General features: G+C 66.6%; 13 protein-coding genes. 4 read left to right on the forward strand and 9 right to left on the reverse strand.

Annotation, left to right across the window (positions count from 1 at the left end; genetic code table 11):
- Nucleotides 1-53: 53 nt before the first annotated feature.
- The 3 genes from AC5Y36_RS04025 to AC5Y36_RS04035 all read right to left on the reverse strand — a co-directional run bounded on the left by AC5Y36_RS04025 (nt 54) and on the right by AC5Y36_RS04035 (nt 3107).
- A complete protein-coding gene (locus tag AC5Y36_RS04025; RefSeq protein ID WP_500039737.1) occupies nt 54-1373 on the reverse strand; it encodes an ABC transporter substrate-binding protein in 1320 nt (439 codons plus the stop codon).
- Between the two features lie 68 nt (nt 1374-1441).
- Entirely contained in the window at nt 1442-2254 is an 813-nt protein-coding gene (locus AC5Y36_RS04030; protein WP_500039572.1) for a carbohydrate ABC transporter permease, read from the reverse strand.
- Nucleotides 2241-3107, reverse strand: a complete 867-nt coding sequence (locus AC5Y36_RS04035; RefSeq protein ID WP_500039573.1) for a carbohydrate ABC transporter permease — start codon at nt 3105-3107, stop codon at nt 2241-2243. Before AC5Y36_RS04035 ends, AC5Y36_RS04030 begins: the two co-directional genes overlap by 14 nt.
- Nucleotides 3108-3140: 33 nt before the next feature.
- On the opposite strand from AC5Y36_RS04035, the gene AC5Y36_RS04040 reads away from it, so the two are divergent.
- Both AC5Y36_RS04040 and AC5Y36_RS04045 read left to right on the forward strand, forming a co-directional pair.
- A complete protein-coding gene (locus AC5Y36_RS04040; protein WP_500039574.1) occupies nt 3141-4652 on the forward strand; it encodes a TldD/PmbA family protein in 1512 nt (503 codons plus the stop codon).
- A complete protein-coding gene (locus AC5Y36_RS04045; protein ID WP_500039575.1) occupies nt 4649-6016 on the forward strand; it encodes a metallopeptidase TldD-related protein in 1368 nt (455 codons plus the stop codon). Before AC5Y36_RS04040 ends, AC5Y36_RS04045 begins: the two co-directional genes overlap by 4 nt.
- Before the next feature lie 15 nt (nt 6017-6031).
- Here AC5Y36_RS04045 and AC5Y36_RS04050 read toward each other — a convergent pair whose 3' ends face one another.
- A complete protein-coding gene (locus tag AC5Y36_RS04050) occupies nt 6032-6460 on the reverse strand; it encodes a type II toxin-antitoxin system VapC family toxin (RefSeq protein WP_500039576.1) in 429 nt (142 codons plus the stop codon).
- Nucleotides 6461-6492: 32 nt separating this feature from the next.
- Here AC5Y36_RS04050 and AC5Y36_RS04055 point away from each other — a divergent pair, with 32 nt between their 5' ends.
- Nucleotides 6493-6672, forward strand: a complete 180-nt coding sequence (locus tag AC5Y36_RS04055; protein ID WP_500039577.1) for a hypothetical protein — start codon at nt 6493-6495, stop codon at nt 6670-6672.
- 106 nt (nt 6673-6778) lie between these two features.
- On the opposite strand, the gene AC5Y36_RS04060 is transcribed toward AC5Y36_RS04055, so the two are convergent.
- Together AC5Y36_RS04060 and AC5Y36_RS04065 are read right to left on the reverse strand one after the other, a co-directional pair.
- Entirely contained in the window at nt 6779-15874 is a 9096-nt protein-coding gene (locus AC5Y36_RS04060) for a BTAD domain-containing putative transcriptional regulator (protein ID WP_500039738.1), read from the reverse strand.
- Nucleotides 15875-15955: 81 nt separating this feature from the next.
- The gene (locus AC5Y36_RS04065; protein WP_500039578.1) at nt 15956-17440 is read right to left on the reverse strand and encodes a PE-PPE domain-containing protein; all 1485 of its coding nucleotides are present in this window, start codon (nt 17438-17440) and stop codon (nt 15956-15958) included.
- 154 nt (nt 17441-17594) lie between these two features.
- Between AC5Y36_RS04065 and htpG the strand changes: the two genes are divergently transcribed.
- Nucleotides 17595-19538, forward strand: coding sequence for a molecular chaperone HtpG (gene htpG / locus AC5Y36_RS04070; RefSeq protein WP_500039579.1), 1944 nt, complete (start codon nt 17595-17597; stop codon nt 19536-19538).
- A 20-nt stretch (nt 19539-19558) separates the two neighbouring features.
- Here the strand turns inward: htpG and AC5Y36_RS04075 are convergent, their stop codons facing one another.
- From AC5Y36_RS04075 to AC5Y36_RS04085, 3 genes are read right to left on the reverse strand one after another with little or no spacing between them, the layout of a single operon-like run.
- On the reverse strand, nt 19559-20383 hold the full coding sequence (locus tag AC5Y36_RS04075) for a hypothetical protein (RefSeq protein ID WP_500039580.1): 825 nt from the start codon (nt 20381-20383) through the stop codon (nt 19559-19561).
- Nucleotides 20380-20991, reverse strand: coding sequence for a TetR family transcriptional regulator (locus AC5Y36_RS04080; protein ID WP_500039581.1), 612 nt, complete (start codon nt 20989-20991; stop codon nt 20380-20382). Before AC5Y36_RS04080 ends, AC5Y36_RS04075 begins: the two co-directional genes overlap by 4 nt.
- Nucleotides 20992-21049: 58 nt before the next feature.
- Nucleotides 21050-21919 carry an alpha/beta fold hydrolase gene (locus tag AC5Y36_RS04085; RefSeq protein ID WP_500039739.1) on the reverse strand — a complete coding sequence of 290 codons (870 nt, stop codon included), beginning with the start codon at nt 21917-21919 and terminating at the stop codon, nt 21050-21052.
- Nucleotides 21920-21966 lie beyond the last annotated feature (47 nt).

The following is a 21966-nucleotide window of genomic DNA, read 5'->3' on the forward strand; positions in this document are numbered from 1 at the left end:
CTCACTCGAACTTTTTGTCCCTGTGTGCAATTTCGGCGCAGCGCCGCGAGCGATTACCGCTGGGCAGCGGTGTTGGCGGCCTGCTGGGCCCGGCGAAGCGTCGTCGCCACATCGGCGCGACCCAGGAACATCTCGTCGAGATACGGCCTGAGCGCCTGAAATCCGGCCGCGAACCCGGCCCCGCCCGGCGCCGGCATGCGCGGACCGTCCAACACGCTGAAGAACGGTGCGACCTCGACGCCCTTGGCCCGCCAGTAGTCCAGGTACACCCGCTGAGCGTCGAGCACCGCGGGAATGGCCGAACCGCGCCGGCCCAGATACTGGTTGCCCTGCCGACTGCCCATCCAGGCCAGCACCTGGCGTACTGCCTCTGGATGAGGCGAGGCGGTATTGCCAGCCGCGGCAATGCCGTTGGTCACGCTGACCCGTCCGATCGGCCCGGCGGGAAGCATCGCCACCCCCCAACCGAAGTCGGCCTGCGCGGCGATCGTGGCCAGGTTGTAGGTGCCGGACTGAAACAGCGCCATCTTGCCGGCCAGGAACTGGTTGCGGGAGAAATCGCCGTTGGTGTTGGTGTCCGAGGCGGGCGGCGCGACGTGGTCGCTGTTGATCAGTGCGACCAGATACCCGAAGGCGTCGACCGCCGCCGGGTTGTCGAAGGCGAACTGGTCACCGTGCTGAAACTCGGCGCCGGCCGAACCCAGGTAGTTCAAGTAGATCCCCTGCGGGTCGTTGGCGGCGTTGTAGCCCCACTGCCGGACTCTGCGGGCGTCGAAACCGGGCGTGGACGCGGTTCGCCCGTCGCTGTCGACGGTGAGCCGGGCCAGCAGCGGGCGCAGGGTGTCGGTGCCACCCGGGTTCCACCGCAGCTGGTTCAGCGACGCCGGGTCGACGCCGGCGGCCGCCAGCAGATCGGCGTTGTAGTACAGCGCGATTCCGGCGTCGGTCAGTTGCGGGACGCCCCACAACACCCCGTCGCGGGTGAACTGGGCGACCACCGACGGCTCCCATCCGGATGCCGGGCTGACCGGCGTCAGCTTGCCATTCGCCGCATACTCGGCCAGGTATGCATTGGACATCCAGAAGATGTCGTCGCCGCCGCCGGCAGCCACTTCGGTGCGCAGCGTGTCGAAGTAGGTCGCATACGACACCACATTGGTGCGGACCTCGATATCGGGGTGCGTACGGGTGAACTCGGCGAACGACTCCCGGTAGGCGGCGGCCACCTGCTGGTCCCACAGTCGCACCGTCACCACCGTCGTTGCGCTGCGAGTCGAGCGGTCCAGCAGCACCGCCGCGCCAACCAGCAGCACCGCGACCAGAACTACCGCCGCGGCGGCCAGCGTGGAGAACCGGGGAGGTGTGCCGAGCAGACGCAAATGTGCTCTAAAACGGGTGAAATAGGGCACATTTGTGTCTGCTCGCCGAAGAAACCGGCGCCTCATTTGAGCCCCGTCACCACGATCGAGCGAACGATGTGACGCTGGAACACGACGAACAGCACGATCAGCGGCGCCATCGCCACCGTCGTCGCGGCCATCACCAACGTCCACTGCGCGTTGTACTGCGACTGCAGGCCCGCGGTGGCCACCGTCAACACCCGCCATTTGCCGCCGCTGGTGATCACCAGCGGCCACATGAAGTTGTTCCACTGCGACACCACGGTGATCAACGTCAGCGTCACCAGGATCGGGCGACTGGCCGGCGCCACCACATGGGTGATCACATCCAGCGTGTTGGCGCCGTCCAACCGCGCGGCGTTCACCAGCGCGTCGGGGATCGCCCGGAAATGCTCGCGCAGCAAGAAGATCGCGTACGGCGACCCGAACACGAACGGCAACACCAACGCCCAGAACGTGTTCCGCAATCCCAGCTGCGCCATCATCAGATACAGCGGTACCACCGTGACAGTTCCGGGCACCATCAGCGTCGCGACATACAGCCAGAACAGGGCATCGCGACCGGGAAACCGCAACCGCGCAAACGCATACGCAGCCAGCACCGAGAACGTCAACTGTCCCACCACGATCACCGCGGTCATCAACGCCGTCACCATCAGCGCTCGACCGAAGCCCGCGCCACCCAGATCGGTGTAGTTGGCCAACGTGAACGGCCGCGGCAAGGCCAGCGGAGCCCCGGTCGCGAACTGATGCGCTGAGGTGAACGACGTCAGCAAGCCCAGCAAGAACGGCGCCAGAGTGATCATCGCGCCGCATGCCAGGCCGGCATAGACCAGGGCGTTACGCGAGGTCATAGCTGATCCGCCGCCGGAAGTACAGGTGCTGAATCACGGTGATCACCACCAACACCACGAACAAGACCACCGACATGACCGCGGCCCGCCCGATCGACGCTGCCCCGAACGCCTCGGCGTAGATGCGGTGCGCCACCAGATCGGTGCGGTCAGCCGGGCCGCCGCCGGTCAACGCGTACACCGTGTCGAACACCTGCGCCGCGCTGACCACCCCGGTCACCGCCACGAAGAACATCGTCGGGCGCAGCATCGGCAGCGTGATGCGCCAGAACCGTTGCCAGCCGCTGGCCCCGTCGGTGCGGGCGGCGGCATGAATCTGGGCCGGGATGGCCAGGATCCCGGCCAGGAAGAACAACGCCACATAGCCGACGTTGGTCCACACCACCACCGCTGAAACCACCGGTAGCGCCAGGCCCGGATCGGTGAGCCACTCGATGCGATGTCCCAGCAGCGTGCTGACCGCGCCGTCGGTGGGTGCCAGAATCCAGCGCCACAGCACCGCGATGGCCAGCGGCGCACACACCCACGGCAGCACGTACAGGGTGCGGAACATCGCGCTGCCGGGTAGCTCGCGGGCCAGCATCGCGGCGACCGCCAGCCCCAACACCGTCTGCACCGGGACGACGATCGCCACGAACAGCACCGTCACCAGCAGCGAATTGCCGAAACCCGGGTCGGTTAGCACCGAACGCCAATTGTCGGCCCCGACATAGCTGATCGGACCCAACAGATCCCAATGCTGCAGGCTCAGCCACGCCACCACCAGGATCGGCAGCAGCAGGAACGCGACCACCCCGAACAGGCTGGGGGCCAGCAGCGCGTAGGCCAGCGCGACAGAGCGGGGACGGGCCATGAAGGTATTAAAGCGCCTCGTTACGGTGGACCGGTGACAGCCGACCGGGAGATCGACGCCGACTTTCTGGCCCTGCCGCGCCACGAGCTGGCCGACGCCGCGCTGTCGGCGGCCAAGGCAGCCGGCGCCAGCCACGCCGACCTGCGTATTCACCGCATCGCCACCGAGGTGATCCGGTTGCGCGACGGAGAGCTGGAGACCTCCACGGTGACCCGCGAGCTGGGGCTGGCGGTGCGGGTGGTTGTCGACGGCACATGGGGATTCGCCTCGCACGCCGAACTGGCGACGGACATCGCCGCCGATACCGCACGCCGTGCCGTGCAGGTGGCCCAGACGTTGGCCGCGCTGAACGCCGAACGCATCGAACTGGCCGCCGAGCCGGTCTACGCCGACGCCAGCTGGGTGTCGGACTATCGGATCGACCCGTTCCAGGTGCCCGGCGCCGACAAGATCGACGTGCTGACCGACTACTCCGGGCGGCTGCTGGGCGCCCCCGGGGTCGACCACGTGTCGGCGGCGCTGACCGCGGTCAAGGAGCAGAGCTTCTACGCCGACACGTTCGGTTCGACGATCACCCAGCAGCGGGTGCGGGTGATGCCGAGCTGCGAAGCCGTCAGCGTCGGGTCCGGCGGGTTCGAGTCGATGCGCACGCTGGCCCCGCCGACCGCGCGCGGCTGGGAGGCGGTGGCCGGCGACGACGTCTGGAACTGGACCGACGAACTGGCCCAGCTGCCGGCGCTGCTGGCCGAAAAGATCCGGGCGCCCAGTGTGACGGCGGAGACGACCGACCTGGTGATCGACCCCACCAATCTGTGGCTGACCATTCATGAATCCATCGGTCACGCAACCGAATACGATCGTGCTATCGGCTACGAGGCGGCCTACGCCGGAACCTCTTTCGCCACCCCGGACAAGCTGGGCACCTTGCAGTACGGCTCGCCGGTGATGAACGTGACTGCCGACCGCACCGTGCCCTACGGGCTGGCCAGCATCGGCTACGACGACGAAGGGGTGGCCGCGCAAAGCTGGGATCTGGTGCGCGACGGCGTGTTTGTCGGCTACCAGCTGGACCGAGTGTTCGCAACCCGGTTGGGACACGCCCGTTCCAACGGCTGTTCGTATGCTGACTCGCCGCACCACGTGCCGATCCAGCGGATGGCCAACGTGTCGCTGCAGCCCGGCGTCGAGGAGCTGTCCACCGACGATCTGATCAGCCGCGTCGAGCACGGGATCTACATCGTCGGCGACCGGTCCTGGTCAATCGACATGCAGCGCTACAACTTCCAGTTCACCGGGCAGCGATTCTTCCGGATCCGCCGTGGACGACTCGACGGCCAACTGCGTGATGTCGCCTATCAGGCCACCACCACCGACTTCTGGAATTCGATGGAAGCCGTTGGCGGGCCATCGACGTGGCGCCTGGGCGGGGCATTCAACTGCGGCAAGGCCCAGCCCGGGCAGGTGGCCGCGGTCAGCCACGGCTGCCCGTCGGCGCTGTTCCGCGGCGTCAATGTGCTCAACACCCGCAGCGAGGGGGGACGATGATCCGGTCGCAGCAGGTTGTCGACCTCGCCCTGGACGCGGCCGGTGGTGCCGACGGCGAAACCATCGTGGTGGTCAGCGACCGTGCCGAGTCGTCGCTGCGCTGGGCGGGCAATTCGATGACCACCAACGGGGTGTCGTTCAGCCGGGCGACCACGGTGATCTCGATGGTGCCGACCGCCGACGGTGTCAGCGCCAGCGCGCTGAGCTCCTCCGAGGTGGACCCGAGCGTCATCCCCGAACTGGTGACCGCGGCGCAGCGTGCCGCGCGCAGCGCCCCGCCGGCCCACGATTCCGCGCCGCTGCTGACCGGGTCCGGTGTGCCCGACGATTGGGACGCGGTGGTGCCCGGAAATGGCGCCGAGGTGTTCACCGACGTCGCCGCGTCGCTCAGCCGCGGCTTCCGGTCCGCGGACCGGCTCTACGGTTTCGCCCGCCACGAGCTGGAGACGACGTTCGTCGCGTCCTCGACCGGGCTGCGGCGACGCTATACCCAGCCCACCGGGACCGTGGAGATCAACGCCAAGCGCGGTGCCGCCAGTGCCTGGGCCGGGGTCTCGACCCCCGACTTCGTCGATGTGCCCACCGATCAGCTGCTGGAGGAATTGTCCACCCGGCTGGGCTGGGCGGCGCGCACCATCGACCTGCCGGCCGGACGCTACGAGACGATCATGCCGCCCTCCACGGTCGCCGACATGATGATCTATTTGGCCTGGACGATGAGCGGTCGCGGCGCACAGGAAGGCCGCACCGCGCTGGCCGCGCCCGGCAACGGCACCCGGGTGGGGGAGCGGCTGACCGATCTGCCGCTGACCCTGTACTCCGATCCGGGGGCGGCCGGTCTGGCGTGTGCCCCCTTCGTGGCGGCAACCGCGTCCTCAGAGACGGTGTCGGTGTTCGACAACGGCATGGACATCGGCCGTACCGACTGGATCCGCGGCGGGGTGATCAACGCGCTGGCTTACCCGCGGGCGGTGGCCGCGGAGTTCGGCGCGCCGGTCGCGGTGGCCGCCGACAACCTGCTGATGACCGGCGGCACAGCGAGTTTGGACGAGATGATCGCCTCCACCGAGCGAGGTCTGCTGCTCACCACACTGTGGTACATCCGCGAGGTCGATCCCATCACCCTGCTACTGACCGGGCTGACCCGCGACGGTGTCTACCTGGTCGAAGACGGCCAGGTGACCGCGGCGGTCAACAACTTCCGGTTCAACGAAAGCCCGCTGGATCTGCTCCGGCGGGCCACCGAGGCCGGGATCAGCGAGCCGACCCTGCCGCGGGAGTGGGGCGACTGGGCCACCCGGGCGGCGATGCCCAGCCTGCGCATCCCCGACTTCCACATGTCCTCGGTCAGCCAGGCGCAGTGAGCACGCAGTCTCAGATCAGCCGTCGTCCGGCCGGATCGTGACGATGGAACAGCGGATCGGGGCACCGGATCGTTTGATGCGGGTGTCGCTGGTGAGCAGCGCGATGCGGTGGCGTTCGGCGCTGGCGACGTAGACGGCGTCGGGGTAGCGCAACGAGGCCTGCGCTAGTGTCCAGGCGCGCAAGACGTCGTCCCAGGGGGTGCCCTCGATCGTTATCTCGTACGCCGCGGCGTCAAGGAGTGCATGCTCGATCTGGTCGGACTGCAGCGGATGGGACGGCCGGTGTGCCGCCGCCACCAGCCCGGACAGGATTTCGATCGCGAGATGCCCGGGTGCACGCAGCGGTTCAGAAGCGGGATGGTTGGCGAGTTCCCGGCGAGCGGCCTGACCGCGCGGACCGGAGTCGGTGACGGCGTCGATGACGGCCGAGGCGTCGACGATCACGTTGGATCGCTCAGCTGTGCACCACGGTCGGCATGAGCTTCATCGATGGCATCGAGCACGGCTGTCCGGTCTTGTTCGCTGACAGCCGGCTGCTGCGCAAGGCGCGTCGCAGTGCGGTTCAGGGCGGCCCGGCGGCGAAGATGAGCAGCCTGTGCGTGCATCGCCTCCAGCAGATACGCCTGCAAGGAGACGCCGCGCGCCGCGGCCGCTGAGCGAATCTGGTCGAGGTCGTCGGGGGGGACATCGCGGATCAGTACGTTCGGCACAGGCAATGCTATCAATAGTGATAGCAATCACGCAAGCGGCCCTGTTTCGACGTTAGCCATGCCGAGGCGCCTGCAACTCGTCGAACGTGGCGAGCGCGTCGTCCAGGTCGGGCTCGTCGAAGATCTCACAGCGGCTGATGAGGTCACCGTCGACCGCAAAGAGGTCCGCCATGCGCCACTCGCCGACGAAACCCACTTGTGAGGTACCGGTCGACACAAGGGTGACGACCGCTCCGAGGTCGCTCAGCCGATGTACGGCTTCGACGTAGATGTGGTACCCGCCATCGTCTAACGCGGCACGCATGTAGGCCTTCAGGTCGCCAGGCCCGATCGCGGCAAGCGGCCGATGGTCGATGTCGACGAAGTCGACAGTCGTCGCGAAGATTTCGCGCCTATTGAGCGCGGCGTTGGCCTGCGCAACGGCCGACCAGGTGTGCGCGTGAGCGGCTGCTTCGCCGGCAAGGTATCGCGCATCGAGTTCTTCGAAAGCGGCGTCGACGTCGTCTGGGTCGTATGCGACGCGTGCCCGGATCCGGTTGTCGGCGGATGTTTCGACGATCACAAGCATCTCGATGCGGAATCCTCCTACTTGGTGGTCTTCGCTCGAGATACACGTCCGGCACAGGACAAGGCGTTCACCTCGCGTGGCGACAACCGTCGCCGTAGTACTGGTCACCCCAATGTCGGCGAAGGCCCGCATGTTCGCGATTTCGACATCCCGGCCGCGCCGGATTTCGGCGTTGACGACCCGCCGGTGGTCGTCGACAGACGTATCGGCGGTCAGCAACTCTGCCATCGCGGCCCAGTCGCGTGCGGCGAAGTATGTCCGGAAGCGCTCGTAGGCTTGGGCTGCCGCGTTCTCTAGACGTCGCGCCGGTTGGCTCAGCTCGTCGAACCTGGCGAGTGCGGCGTCGAGGTCGGTCTCGTCGAAGACCTCGACGCGGTGGTAGAGGTCGCCTTCGACGATGCCAACGACGATTACCCGCCACTCGACGTCAAGGCCCTCTTGCGACGTTCCACGTGCAGCATGGGTGATGACCGTGCCCAGGCCGCTCAGCCGATGCACCGCCTCGATGTAAACGCTGATGTCCGGCGTGAGGTCCCATACCGCAGGAAGATACGCAGCCAGGTCCTCCAGCTCGGTCGTTAGGACCGCTCGGTGGTCGATGTAGACAGAATTCGATGTCATGGCAGGAAGTTCGTGCCGATTGACCGCGGCATAGCCTCGCGTGATGACCGACCAGGTGTGCGCGTATGCGGCCGCTTCGCCGGCGAGATAGCGCGCGTCGAGTTCTTCGAACGCGGCGTCGATGTCGTCAAGGTCGAGCGCGAGGCGCGCCACGATCTGTTCGTCGGCGTCGATCTCGACGATGCCGAACACCTCCGCAACAACCTCCTGGGACTGCTGGTCTCGGACTGAAAAGCTGTCACGACTGAGGGCGAGGCGCTCCCCACGGGTCGCGATAACCGTCGATGTGATTGTCGAGAGCCCGAACTCGGCTGTCGCCCGCATGCTTGCGAGCGTGGCATCGCGACCGCGTCGTACCCCCGCGTTGACCACTCGACGACGATCGTCGTTGAAAACGTCATCGGCCAGCATCTCCGTCACGGCTTCCCAGTCGCGGTCAACATAGCGCGCCGAAAAGCGTTCGAACACTCGGCTTGCCGCGTTCTGCAGTCGCGGCGTCTGCGCGTGCAGTTCCTCGAAACGGGCGAGCGCGGCATCAAGGTCCGCCTCGTCGAAGATCTCGCAGCGGCTGACGAGGTTGTCGTGGATTATCAATAGGTCGATCTGTCGCCACTCGGCGTTCAATCCGTTTTCCGACGTTCCTTGCGTCGCGCTGGTGACCACTCCTCCAAGGTTGGACAGACGATGCACAGCTTCGATGTAGCAACCGGTGTCCGGCATGAGGTCCCACGCGGCGTGGATGGCCCCTGCTATGTCACCGGGCGCGAAGATACCTCCTCGCCGGTGGTCGATGCTTACCCATTCGGGTGTCGCGGGAAGGGGTTCGCGCCGGTTGAATGCTTGGTAGCCCCGCGACATGACCGACCAGGTGTGCGCGTGGGCGGCCGCTTCGCCGGCCAGGTAGCGGGCCTCGAGTTCCGCGAAGGCTGCATCGAAGTCGTCGAGGTCGAATGCGACATGGGCCGCCAACCGCGTGTCGGCATCGATCTCGACGACGCTGAGAAACTCGATGCGAAACGCCCCGGGTCGCTGGTCTCGCCCGAATATCGATGAACGGCACAGCGCGAGGCGTCCACCGCGAGTCGCGATGACGGTCGACGTGAGCTTCTCACCGCCGAGTTCGACAAAGGCTTGACCGTTGGCGATTTCGATATCCCGACCGCGTCGGATGCCGGCATTCACGATGCGTCGACGATCATCGTCGGCCAGGTTGGGCGCCAATACCGTTGACATCGCGGCCCAGTCACCGGCCGAGAAGTACGCGTTCACGCGGTGGTACATCCGACTCGCCGCGTTCTCCAGCTGCCGTGTCTGCGTGTGCAACTCCTCGAACCGCGCGATCGCGGCGTCGACGTCCGTGTCGTCGAAGACCTCGCAGCAGGTGAATAGGTCGCCTTCGATGGTGAGCAGGACCACTTCCCGCCATTCGGCGTCGAAGCCCTCTCGCGAGGTTCCACGGACCAGATGGGTGACGACAGCCCCGAGGTCGCTCAGCCGGTGAACGGTCTCCACCAATACTTTGGCGTTGGGCGCGACCGCCCAGGTGGCGTGCATGTATTCGGTCAGCTCACCGGGCTCGAACGCCCTCGCCCGTCGATGATCGACGTTCACCCAGTCGGGCGCGGGGAAGTCGTTTCGGTTGAACGCGGCATAACCGCTCGTGATGACCGACCAGGTATGTGCGTGCGCCGCCGCCTCGCCGGCGAGGTAGCGCGCGTCGAGCTCCTCGAACGCGGCGTCGATGTCATCGAGGTCGAAAGTAACGCTCGCCACCATCCGCCCATCCGAATTGATCTCCCCGACATCGAGTTGCTCACCGCCGAAAGCTGTCGGACCTTGATCGCGGAACGAATAGCTGCTGTGGGTGAGGACGAGGCGTTCGCCGCGGGTCGCCACGACGGTCGTGTCGATGTCTGATATACCGAGGCTCGCGACTACCCGCAGATTCTCGACGGCCGCATCTCGACCGTGTCGAGTTCCCGCATTCACGACGCTTCGGTGATCGATGTAGTTGTAGTCATCGGCCAATACAGTCGACATGGCGTCCCAATCGCGGGCCACGAAGTGTGCCAGGAAGCGTTCAGACACTTGGCTTGCTGCGTTCTCTAGTCGTGGCGCCGACGGGCTCAGCCGGTCGAACGTCGCGAGTGCGGAGTCGAGGTCTTCCTCGTCGAAAAGCTCACTGCGGTCGACCAGGCCGCCTTCGAACGTCATGAGATTGACCATCCGCCATTCGGCGAGAAATCCCTCTTGCGAGGGCCCGGTTAGCGAATGGGTAACGACGGTTCCGCGGTCATTCAGCCGGTGGACGGCCTCGATGTAGATGCGGGCTTGCGGTGCGATGTCCCACATGGCACGGAGATTGGCGAGTAGTTCGCCTGACGCAATTGTGATCACGTGCCGGTGATCGACATTGGCCCAGTCCGGTGTCGTCGCGGGGAGTTCGTGCCGGTTGACCCCGGCATAGATCCCCGTAACGATCGACCAGGTGCGCGCGTGTGCGGCCACATCGCCGGCGAGGTAGCGCGCATCGAGTTCGGCGATGGCGGTGTCGAAGTCGTCGGGGTCGAATATGACGCGGGCCACGACCCGTTCGTTGGCGTCGACTTCGACGATGTCGAGGAGATCCGTACGGAACGCATCGGTTTGGTGGTCCCCTTCCGAGGCGCGGCCACGACTCAAGACGAGCCGTTCTCCACGGGTCGCAAGGACCTCGGACGTGAGGTCTGTAACCCCCGCCTCGGCGATTGCTGCAATTTCCGTGATCACGGCTTCCCGGCCATGTCGGAGGCCGGCATTGACCACCCGACGACGATCCTCGGTGGAAACGCCTTCGGCCAGAACCTCTGTGATCGCGACCCAGTCCCGCGCAGCGAAATACGCCAGGATGCGCTCGTAAACTCGCGCTGCGGCGGTTCTCAGCCTTGGCCGGCTAAGCTGGTCGAACCGCGCGATTGCGGCGTCGAGGTCTGCCTCGTCGAATAGCTCCAACCGATTGATCAGGTCGCCTTCGAGCGTCAGAACGTCAATCACCCGCCACTCGGCGTCAAAGCCCTCCTCTGAGGTGCCCTGCGCCCTGTGGGTCACAATTGCTCCGAGGTCGTTGAGCCGATGCACTACCTCGACATAGTTGCTGAGGTCCGGCGTGAGGTCCCAGACAGGACGGGTATTGGTCGTCATGTCACCCGGCGCGAACGCTGGTCCCCGGCGGTGGTCGATGTTCACCCAATCTGGGGTCGTCGCCGGAGACTCGTGCCGGTTGAGTGTGGCGCAGGCACGCGTGATCGCCGACCAGGTGCGCGCATGTGCGGCCGCTTCGCCGGCGAGGTAGCGCACATCGAGTTCCGCAAACGCAGCGTCGATGTCTTCGAGGTCGAACACGACAACCGCCACCACCTTTTCCTGGGCGTCGATCTCGACCACGTTAAGGACATCGTTCTGAATCGCCTGAAGGTCGCGGCCGAAGGCACGAACATGCGTGAGGACGAGGCGTTCGCCGCGGTTTGCCACGACACCCAACATGGTCGTCGCGAAGCCGAGGTCCGCGGTGGCCTGCAACTCTTCGAGGAGGGCATCGCGGCCATGTCGGATCCCGGCGTTCACCATCCGCCGGCGATCGTCGATGAGATAGTTGACGGCCGCTGTTTGCGCGATGGCATCCCAGTCGCGGGCCGTGATAGCTGGGTAAACCCGCTCGATTACCAGTGCTGCCTTGTTCTTCAAGCGCTGCGCGTGTGAGCGCTCTTCCTCGAACCGGGCGTGCATGGCGTCGAGTTCGGCGACCGCCGCGTCCAGGTCGTCGACGTCGAACCACACCTGCAGCGCGATGCGGCCCGTGTCGTCGATGCCGTATATCTGGAGAAGTTCGTCGTGTGGTGCCCCGGGACTCGCGTCGGCAGTCCCGACCCGCAATCGGGCCAGAGCCAGGCGTTCGCCTCGTACGGCCAAAACTGTCGCGGTCACCCGCATCGCACCGGTCTCGAGATTGCGACGATTCTGATGTACCCAGTCCGACGGGAGATCGGCGGGCATGAAGCCGACGATCTTGCGGCGGCTCTCAAGAGTAGCCCCGGGTGCAAACAGCTGCTCGAACTCGTCCCACGCCTCACGGTCGGCAGCAGCAAGCACACGGTTGCCGACTCGCACACATGCATTATCGAGCTCGACGCCCGGCGTATCCGGCGGTGATGCGGCGGGAGGAGAGACCCGCTCCCCGAGCAACAGCCGCGCCATGTCGGCCAGTGCCGCAGCGCCTTTCCGCTCGTACAGGTCGAGGGATCTCCTGGCGGCGGCCCGCGCCCCCGCCTCGTCGCCGCCCCCACCCAACACGGTTGCCAGCGCCAGACACGCGTCCCCGTGATCGACCAATGCGTCGGTGCGCTCGGCCAGTCCGACCGCAGCCTCGGCCATCTGCCGGGCCTCGTCGTGCTCGCCGCGACGCGTCAACAGCAGGGCACGAAGCGTGCGCCACGCGATCGACGCCTTCAGCGCGTGCCCGGCGAGTCGCTCACTTTCCGAACACAACTCCTGGGCCTCAACATCCCGGTCGAGCGCGAGACAGGTGCGACCCAGCAGCGCCGCTGTCTCGGCGGTGTCGGCGTCCAGACCCATGCGGCGAAAACCACGGTAGGCCTGACGAAGATGCGGCTCGGCCGCGGCTGGTTCGTCGGCGACCAGTTCGACGATCCCGGCGAACTGTTCAACCTCGAGCAGTGCATGGCGCAGGCCGAGTTCGGTGACCGTGCGCCGCGCCGAATCGATCATCCGCCGGGCCGCGGCGGCGCGGCCGCGGAAAGACTCCAGCACGGCCTGGCATCGCGTCGACGTCGCCTCCACCGCAGGCGAATCCGTGGTGATGCGCAACAGCCGCACCACGTCCAGGCACCGCCCGCCGGCGCGCGGAACCGGGTTGGGCCCCCACAGCGCGGCCAGCGGCGCGCCGGCCAGCACCGCATTGACCCGGCGGTGCTCACGCGCGCGGCGTGCCGCGGTCAGCGCGTGGTCCAACGCGATTTCGCAGTCGCCGATGCGCCCCAGGCGGGTGAGGCATCCGGCCCGCACCGTATGGGCTTTGGCTTCCCCTGCGGCATCGCCCAATCCGGCCAGCGTGTCGGCGGCCGTGCCCAACTCGGCTTCGACCGCGTCTAACCGCTCGGGATGGACCAGCATCGACAGCTGGCCGTCGAAGCAGATCGCCCACGCCGCCAACCGGGCCGAATCGACCGTCGCTGCTTGCAATTGCGCGACCGCACCGGCCGCCGACGCTACGTCACCCGCGGCCAGCAGGGCTTCGCAGCGCGCGATGAGCAGCTCGGCGACCTGCTCAACGCGGTCGGGCAGCTCCTCGTCGATCTCCTCCAGCGCGTGCAGGGCGTGGTCGTACAGGTCGGCGGCGCCCTCGTAGGCGAGGCGGGACATCGATTGCTCCGCCGCTCGTCGGCAGTACTCGACGGCCTTGGCCGCGTTTCCCGCCCAGGCACATTCGAAGTAGTGATAGGCCAGCTCCGCCAGCAGCTCGTTATCCGCTCCGGGCTCGTCCTCCAATATCGTGGCGATGCGCTGGTGCAGCCGCATGCGCCGCACCGACGCCAGCTCGGCCAGCAGCGACTGCCGGACGATCGCATGGTTGAACCGGTATCGGCCGCCGGGCTCCTCGATGAGGAGGCCGGCCTTGCCCGCTTCGTCGAACGCGTCGACAAGATCCTGGTCCACTACCCGCTCCACCAGGTCCAAAGCGAACCGGCTGCCGACGACCGCGGCCGCGGCAAGCGCCTTGTTGGTCTCCACCGGGAGCCGGGATAGCCGGCGGCTCACCGCTTCCCGCACACCCTGCGGCAGAGTGCTCGGATCCCACACCCCGCCGCTTTCGTCCACATGCCGCAGCGCCTCGATCAGGAAGAACGGGTTGCCGCCGGTGAGTGAGGCCAACGCCCGGGCGAGCTCTTCGTCGTCGTAACCGACCTCGGCGACGTAGGCGGCCACGTCCTCCTCGTCGAGACCGGCCAGGGCAAGCCGGTTCGCGGTGCCGTCCCGGTGCAGGTCGGCGAGCATCGCCGCCAGCGGATGGGAGCGGTCGAGGTCGGTGCTGCGGTACGTCCCGACGACCTGCACCCGGGTGTGGTCACCGAAACGCAGCAGATGCCGCAATAGCAACAGGGTGGGCTTGGCCGCCCAGTGCATGTCGTCGAGAATCAGGACGACCGGTGCGCTCGCGGAGGCGAGTTCCAACACCGCGACGACGGCGTCGAACAGTGCGTAGCGTTCGGTGTCCGGGTCGGCACGTGGCGGCGCGGATAAATCAGGGAGCAGATCGGTCAGTCCGGGAACCAGGGGCAGCAAAGCTTCGACGCCGCGGAGTCTCCGCAGCCGACCGGGGCCCAGGCACGGCACCAGCGCCCGCAGCGCTTCGGCGAACGGCTGGTAGGGCGCACCGAGATCTTCATCGGAACGGCCGTACAACACGACGGCGCCTTGGGCGTACGCCTGGCGGGACCATTCGCCGGCCAACCGGGTCTTGCCGACCCCGGGTTCGCCGGCGATCAGCACCGCGTGCGTGCCACCGGTCTGCCAGGTGGACGCCAGCTGCTCCAGTTCACGTCCGCGCCCCACGAACGGCCCGGGGCCGGTCAACACCGCGGGGAGGTCGGGCCGCTCCGCGGGAACCTCGCCGGTCTCCTCGGGTCGTTCGGCGGTCTGGAGGCGGAGCTCGAAAACGTGTTCCGGGCGCGGCAGGTTACGCAACTGGCGCATCCCGAGGTCGGCGAGCACCACGTCGTCGGGCAGGGTGTCGATGACCAGTTCGGCGGTAGCACCCGAGCACAAGATCTGGCCACCGACGGCCAGCGACCGCAATCGCGCGGCGCGGTTGACCGCCCGACCGAAGTAGTCGCCGTCGCGTAGCTCGACCTCACCGGTATGCAACGCCACCCGGATGCACATCGGCTCTCGCAGGGCCCACGGCTCGTGGCGGATCGCCTCTTGCAGTTCCAAGGCAGCTGCTGCCGCCGCCGATGGCCGCTCGAATACCGAGAACGTGGCGTCCCCCTCGCCGCGCGTCTTGATCAGCCGGCCGCCGCGAGACGTGACGACCTGTTCGATGAGCTCGTCGTGGCGGGCCAGCGCGACCGCCATCGCGTCGGAGTCCGCCTCCCACGCCGCGGTCGACCCTTCGATGTCGGTGAGCAGGAACGTCACGGCGCGTGTCACCGACGGAACATGCTGTGTCACCGGGTAGTCCAGCGCGGCGTCCTGAGCGACGATCGCGGCCTCAAGTCGCCGGAGTTCCGGCCCGGGGTCCACTCCCAGTTCATCGGCTAGCTGCGACCGCGCCCGCTGATATGCGCCCAAGGCTTCGCCCTGTCTGCCCGCACGATAGAGGGCGAGTATCAGCTGGCCCCAGCGCCTTTCGCGCAGCGGTGCATCGGCCACGGCGGCCTCGAGGTCGCCGATGATCTCCGCGGCCCGGCCCGCCGCCAGTAGTGCGTCGGCGCGATCCTCGACCAGCGCGGCCTGGCCTTCGACCCAGCGCGTCCGCTCCGATACTCCGCGGCGGGAATCGGGAAGTTCGGGAGCACCGCGCCACAGACTCAGTGCCTCCTCCAAGCACACCACCGCCTGGGTGGTGTCACCGGCGGCCGCCGCCTCTCGGCCCGCCTTGGCGGCCCGCTGGTATCGCGGGGCATCAATCTCGGTCGTGCTCAGCGCCCAGCCCAGTCCCTCCGTGAGCACGAACCCGTCACCCAGCGCCCGACGCAGCGAGGAGATGTGGGTCTGCAGGGCCTTGCCGGCAGTGCGCGGCGGAGCGTCGTCCCAGAGGAGTTCGATCAGCGATTCGGCGGAGACGACCGAACCGCCATGCAGCCCGAGCATCGTCAGGATGGCACGCGGTTTAGCGCCCGGGACCATCACCGGTGCGCCGTCCTGCCGGACCTGGAGAGGCCCCAGAACCCCCAGCTCCACCGTTTGAATGGTAGTCACGTCGTCATCGTCGGTGGGCGGATTCAACGCGCGGTCAAGATCGGGTAAAGAGGCCTGGTGGGCTCAGATAATCGCGCCCACCAGCATGAGCGGGGCAAGCCCCACGAGGGCGGCGATGGGAAGTCCGATCGCGTCGAGGGAGTCACCGGCAGCGAGTTCGCTGCTGAAGAGCTCCATCGCGATCTGAGGCAGGGTGAACAGAGCCGCGCCTGCCATGTCGATGAACGGGATACCGGTGTGGCTCAACGTCACCTCGCCGAGACCCTGCTCGAACCAGTTCACGGCGCCCTGCAGGAATTCGGACAGATAGTTCGAGATGTCGGTGAACGATCCGTCGAGATTGAACGCGGCCGTCGCCGCCCGCAACAACGGGTCCACCACGTCGGTCATCGTCTCGGGCGAAATCAATTGGTAGTTGGTGGCATCCATCAACGTCTTGAACGCGTCTTGGACCCCTTGCTGCAGGCCTGCCATCAGGGCGTCGGGAACCTGTTCCAGAACGCTCTGGGGTGGCAGGAACCCGATGCCGCTGGGCACATCGGCGAACCCCGGCGACCAGCCGTCGGTGATGGAGCCGTAGCCCAGGTTCACCAGTACGCGTAGGTCTGGCTCGAGCAGGTTGGCCAGGGGATTGCCCACGAACGGAATCAACCGCAGCGGGTCGAGCAATGGCAGGCTGTCGGAGGGAATCATGTAGTAGTTGGTCAGGCTGTCCGCCGATGTCGGGAGCAAAATCGCCTCGCCGCCGTCGGCGACCGGCGTCACCTGCTCGGGTGTGAGGCCCAGATATGCGGTGTGGTTGAAAACGATCCCCAGATACGCGTTGAGGTCGGACAGGATGTTGATCGGATACTTCGGGAAGTCGGCGAAGCCGTCGTATTCGTAGGTGTAGACATCGGTCGGGTAGAGATCTGAGGGCGCCGCGCCGTTGAACGTCAGGCCGAGGCTTTCGGCGTCCGGATTCGCACCGGATGGCAGGTCGAAGCGTTCCAGCATGCCACCATTGGGGTTGTTCGGATTGCCCAGCAGCACAAAGTGCAGATCATCGGTGGGCACACGGTCAGCAGCCAGGCGCGACATCAGCAGCGAGTCGATCGAAGAACTCTGCGAATAGCCGCCGATCACGATGGGGTTGGCGGCGTCGACGTTTCCGGCACCGATGCGAGCGTGGATCGCGTCCTCGAGTATCTGTGCGCCCTGGGTGGTCGACGTGTTGAACGTCATGCTGAACGGGCCGGTGAACGGATACAGCGACTCCGGTGTCGTCACGGCCTGCATGCTGCCGGTGAAGCCGTGGGGCTGCAGGTACAGCGTGTCGAAGGCCTGCAACCAGCCTCGGCTGGGTGTCGCGATGAAGCTGGCGCCGGGGATCAGCGCAGTGCCGTCGCCCAGTGTTGAATCCGCGCTGTCGCCGCCGGCGAGCAGCACGAAGCCGGCCGGCGGGCTGGGTTCCGGGGGCCGCACAGGGGTGACGGCGATCAGGCCGGCGCCGGTAATGGCGACGCCGGTGGTGAGGAACGCCCGCAGCGCGCCGGGTCGTCCGGACATGGAACCCCCTCTCCTCGGGCACCAGGGTCTGGTCGAGCCACCGGCCAGACCCTTGTTTTTCTCAGCGTATTCTGTTGCTCAATTCAGCTCATGGCAAGAGATGCGGCCGCACTGCACGCCGTGCCGGGGGACGGTCCCGGTAGATTCGAGCCTCATGAATGCACGCGTCGAGCAACTGGAATTCCAAGCCGAAGCCCGCCAGCTGCTGGATTTAATGGTCCACTCGGTCTACTCCAACAAGGACGCGTTCCTGCGGGAGCTGATCTCCAACGCCTCCGACGCGCTGGACAAGCTGCGGCTGGAGGCCTTCCGCAACAAGGACCTCGATGCCGACACTTCGGACCTGCACATCGAGATCGCGGTGGACAAAGCCGCCCGCACGCTGACCATCAGCGACAACGGCGTCGGCATGTCGCGTGAGGAAGTGGTGGACCTGATCGGCACGCTGGCGAAATCGGGCACCGCCGAGCTGCGTCAGCAGCTGCGCGAGGCCCAGAACGCCAAGAGCGAAGCCGCCTCCGAGGAACTGATCGGCCAGTTCGGGATCGGGTTCTACTCGGTGTTCATGGTGGCCGACAAGGTGGAGATGCTGACCCACAAGGCCGGCGAGAGTGAGGCGATCCGCTGGGAATCTAGCGGCGAGGGCACCTACACCATCGAAGCGAAAGAGGACGCGCCGCAGGGCACCTCGATCACCCTGCACCTCAAGCCCGAAGACGCCGAGGATTCGCTGCACGATTACACCGCCGAGTGGACGCTGCGCGGGTTGATCAAGAAGTACTCCGACTTCATCGCCTGGCCGATCCGGATGCAGGTCGAGCGGGAGGACGCCGCCCATCCAGAAGGAGAGGCGGGCGGTGCCGTCACGGTGGAAACCGAGACGCTGAACTCGATGAAGGCGCTGTGGGCCCGCCCCAAAGACGAAGTCTCCGAAGAGGAATACCGGGAGTTCTACCGGCACATCGCGCATGCCTGGGACGACCCGCTCGAGGTCATCGCGATGAAGGCCGAGGGCACCTTCGAATACCAGGCGCTGCTGTTCATTCCGTCGCACGCCCCGTTCGACCTGTTCAACCGCGACGCCCACGTCGGGGTCCAGCTCTACGTCAAACGGGTGTTCATCATGGGCGACTGCGACCAGCTGATGCCCGAGTACCTGCGCTTCATCAAGGGTGTCGTCGACGCGGCGGACATGTCGCTCAACGTCTCCCGGGAAATCCTGCAGCAGGACCGCCAGATCAATGCGATCCGGCGGCGGCTGACCAAGAAGGTGTTGTCCACCATCAAGGAGCTGCAGTCGGGCCGCCCGGAGGACTACCGGACCTTCTGGACCCAGTTCGGCCGGGTGGTCAAGGAAGGTCTGCTTTCCGACTTCGACAACCAGGAAGCGCTGCTGGGCATCTGCTCGTTCGCTTCCACCCACAGCGACTCCGAGGCCACCACGCTGGCCGAGTATGTCGAACGAATGAAGGACGGCCAGGAGCAGATCTTCTATGCCACCGGCGAGTCCCGTCAGCAGCTGCTGAAGTCGCCGCATCTGGAGGCGTTCAAGGCCAAGGGCTTTGAGGTGCTGCTGCTCACCGACCCGGTCGACGAGGTGTGGGTGAACGCGGTCAGCGAGTTCGCCGGCAAACCGCTGCAGTCGACGGCCAAGGGCGAGGTGGATCTGGACTCCGAGGAGGAGAAGACCGCCCACGAAGCCGAACGCAAGGAACAGGAAAAGGACTTCGCCGACCTGACGGCGTGGCTGGCGCAGACCCTGACCGATCACGTCAAGGAGGTGCGGCTGTCGACCCGACTGACCGAGTCCCCGGCCTGCCTGATCACCGACACCTTCGAGATGACCCCGGCGCTGGCGCGGATCTATCAGGCCAACGGGCAGGAAGTGCCGGTCGGCAAACGCATCCTGGAGCTGAACCCGGGCCATCCGTTGATCACCGGGCTGCGTCAGGCGCACAGCGAAAAGGCCGAGGATCCCGAACTGGCCGAGACCGCGGAATTGCTCTACGGCACAGCGCTGCTGGCCGAGGGCGGGGCGCTGGAGGATCCGGCGCGGTTCGCCGAGCTGCTCGCGCAGCGTCTGGTCCGCACCGTCTAGACGGGGTGGTCGGCGTCCGATTACGGGTGTGCGGCCACAAACGTCTCGTTCGGCAGATCTGCAGCAAGCGCGTCGACGTCGAACGGCTGGGCCAGACGGGCACGTAAAGCGTCGCTATCGACGAGAAGCCTGATCTCGTCGGTTTGCCGAGCAGCGACGCGTCCGATCCGTGGATAGATCCACCGCATCGCCGCCCGCTCCGCCCGGGTGCACTGCGATGCGCAGTATCCGACGTGGCCGATCTCGTCGGTGAGGATTTCGGCGTACAGGCGCCCAATCCGCGCGGCGACATCGGGCTCGTCGGCGAACAACGTGACGCCGACGCGGCGCAGTTCGTCGAACATGATGCACCCGACCATTTCTGCCGCACCGACGAACGCGAACCTCCACCTCTCGGGCAGGAACACGTTGACCTTGACGAACTGGCGCATCACCAGCGGCGGTACAACCACCTGGTACGGCAGATCGAAAATCTCCAGCACGTAGGCCAACAGCCTGGTGTGGTAGAACTCTTCGAGCGCGATGTACATCCGCTCCGGCGGGTCGCCGTCGCGGCCGATGCGGCCGTAGGTGTCGCCCAAGTCCACACCGAACCGCTCGGCCTGATTCAGCTTCGCGGTGGCCAGCAAGAACAGGGTCTTCGGCTCGATACCGGGCTCGGGTCGGCGGCGACGCAGATTGCGCAGGAACACTTTTCGGTCGACGGGGTGCGTCGAGCGGACCGGATCGGCTTGCAGTGCGGAGAAGAATTCCTCACGGCGGGCCAACCGGCGGTGCAACAGGTCAGCGGCGCCGTCGCGTCGCATCAGAAAGTCGCGGTAGCCCTCGATGCGTGCCTCGTTCATCGCGCCTCCATTCCTTGAACGATGGTCCTGACGTATCGATCCAGCAGCGCTGCGCGCACCCGGGATCTGCCGACGCCGGTTGCCAGCAGCGCATAGAGCCCGGTCAGAAAGATCACCCCGAGTTCGCTCGGGTCGGTGTCCCCGGCCACCCGGCCCGCCGCCTGCGCTGCGGCGACGGCGGCGATGACGTGCTCGGCCAACGGGTGAGCGGTCAACTCGTCGACGACGGGTCGCGTCGCGGAAAAGTGCAATCCCAACATGTCTCGGAACAGCACCGGGCCCAACCGTCGCTCAGCCGACAGCACCTGACGCACCAGCAGCTGGAACCTCGATATCAGATCGCCGGATTCGGTCGACGTCGCGCTGAGTTTGGACACGATATTGAGCTCTTCGGCCCGCTCCAACTCGACCAGCACATGCTCTTTGGTCGGGAAGTGGAAGTAGAACGTGCCGCGCGACACCCCGGCGGCCGCGGCGATCGCCGCGACATCGGCGCCGGCCAATCCGGATCGGCCGATCTCGACCACGGCAGCGTCGAAAACCCTGGCGCGTGTCTGAAGCCGCTGGGCTTCACGCGAGCCAGATCCGCTCGACAGTGCGGAACGCACGGTAGCAGCGTAGCGGTTATCGTTGACACCCGTCAATGACGAGTGTCAACCAAATGGGTTATCCGCCGTGCCGGGCCAGGAAATCCAGCACCGCGTCGGCGAACACGTCGTTGCGGTCGCCGGCCACCATGTGCCCGGCGCCGCGCACGTCGACGAATTCGATCTGCGGGAAGCGGGCCAAAAACGCCTCGGCGCGGTCCTCGCTGACCAGATCGCTGAGCTGACCGCGCACCAACAGCATCGGCACACCGCCGCGCAAGATGGTGTCGACCGCGGTGTACAGCCGCTCGACCTCGGTGACCTCGATCGGGGGCAGTGACGCGGTGCCGCTGATGAACAGCGGATCCCAATGCCAGAACCAGCGGTCGCCGCGGCGGCGCAGATTGGTGGTCAGCCCGGCCAGGTCAGACGGCCGCGGCCGGTGCGGGTTGTATTCGGCAATCATGTCGGCGACCTCGTCGAGCGACTCGAAACCCGACTCCATCCGCTCGGCCATGAACGCATGGATGCGGTCGGCCCCCGACGGGTTCATCTCCGGCACGATGTCGACCAGCACGACGGCGCTGGCGATCCCCGGCGTGACCTCCCCGGCCAGCAGCATGGTGGTGAAGCCGCCCAGCGAGGCACCGACCAGCACCGGGCGCGGCGGCAGCTGCTGCAGCACCGCCTCCACATCGGCGGCGAAGCTGACCACCCGGTAGTCGCCGGCACCGGACCAGTCCGACTCCCCGTGGCCCCGGAAATCGACGGTCACCGCCTGCCAGCCCCGCTCGGCGACCGCCGCGGCGGCCCGGCCCCAGGAGCGGCGGGTTTGCCCGCCGCCGTGCAGGAAGACCACCGCGCGTGCCTGCGGATCGCCTCGGCGATCCGCGACGATCTTTACACCGTCGGGCCGGTGCGTAACGAACGTTTCCGGCGTCATTGCCATCCGGCTCATCCTGCGATGCTATGCCGCGGCCCTGGTGCCGCCCGACA

This window comes from Mycobacterium sp. NGS50 (assembly GCF_059812545.1).

Bases quoted from the DNA above. Each gene is read 5' to 3' on its own strand.
- AC5Y36_RS04030 (WP_500039572.1), bottom strand. From the start codon at position 2,254: ATGACCTCGCGTAACGCCCTGGTCTATGCCGGCCTGGCATGCGGCGCG.
- AC5Y36_RS04035 (WP_500039573.1), bottom strand. From the start codon at position 3,107: ATGGCCCGTCCCCGCTCTGTCGCGCTGGCCTACGCGCTGCTGGCCCCC.
- AC5Y36_RS04045 (WP_500039575.1), top strand. From the start codon at position 4,649: ATGATCCGGTCGCAGCAGGTTGTCGACCTCGCCCTGGACGCGGCCGGT.
- AC5Y36_RS04055 (WP_500039577.1), top strand. From the start codon at position 6,493: ATGAGCTTCATCGATGGCATCGAGCACGGCTGTCCGGTCTTGTTCGCT.
- AC5Y36_RS04065 (WP_500039578.1), bottom strand. From the start codon at position 17,440: ATGTCCGGACGACCCGGCGCGCTGCGGGCGTTCCTCACCACCGGCGTC.
- htpG (WP_500039579.1), top strand. From the start codon at position 17,595: ATGAATGCACGCGTCGAGCAACTGGAATTCCAAGCCGAAGCCCGCCAG.
- AC5Y36_RS04075 (WP_500039580.1), bottom strand. From the start codon at position 20,383: ATGAACGAGGCACGCATCGAGGGCTACCGCGACTTTCTGATGCGACGC.
- AC5Y36_RS04085 (WP_500039739.1), bottom strand. From the start codon at position 21,919: ATGGCAATGACGCCGGAAACGTTCGTTACGCACCGGCCCGACGGTGTA.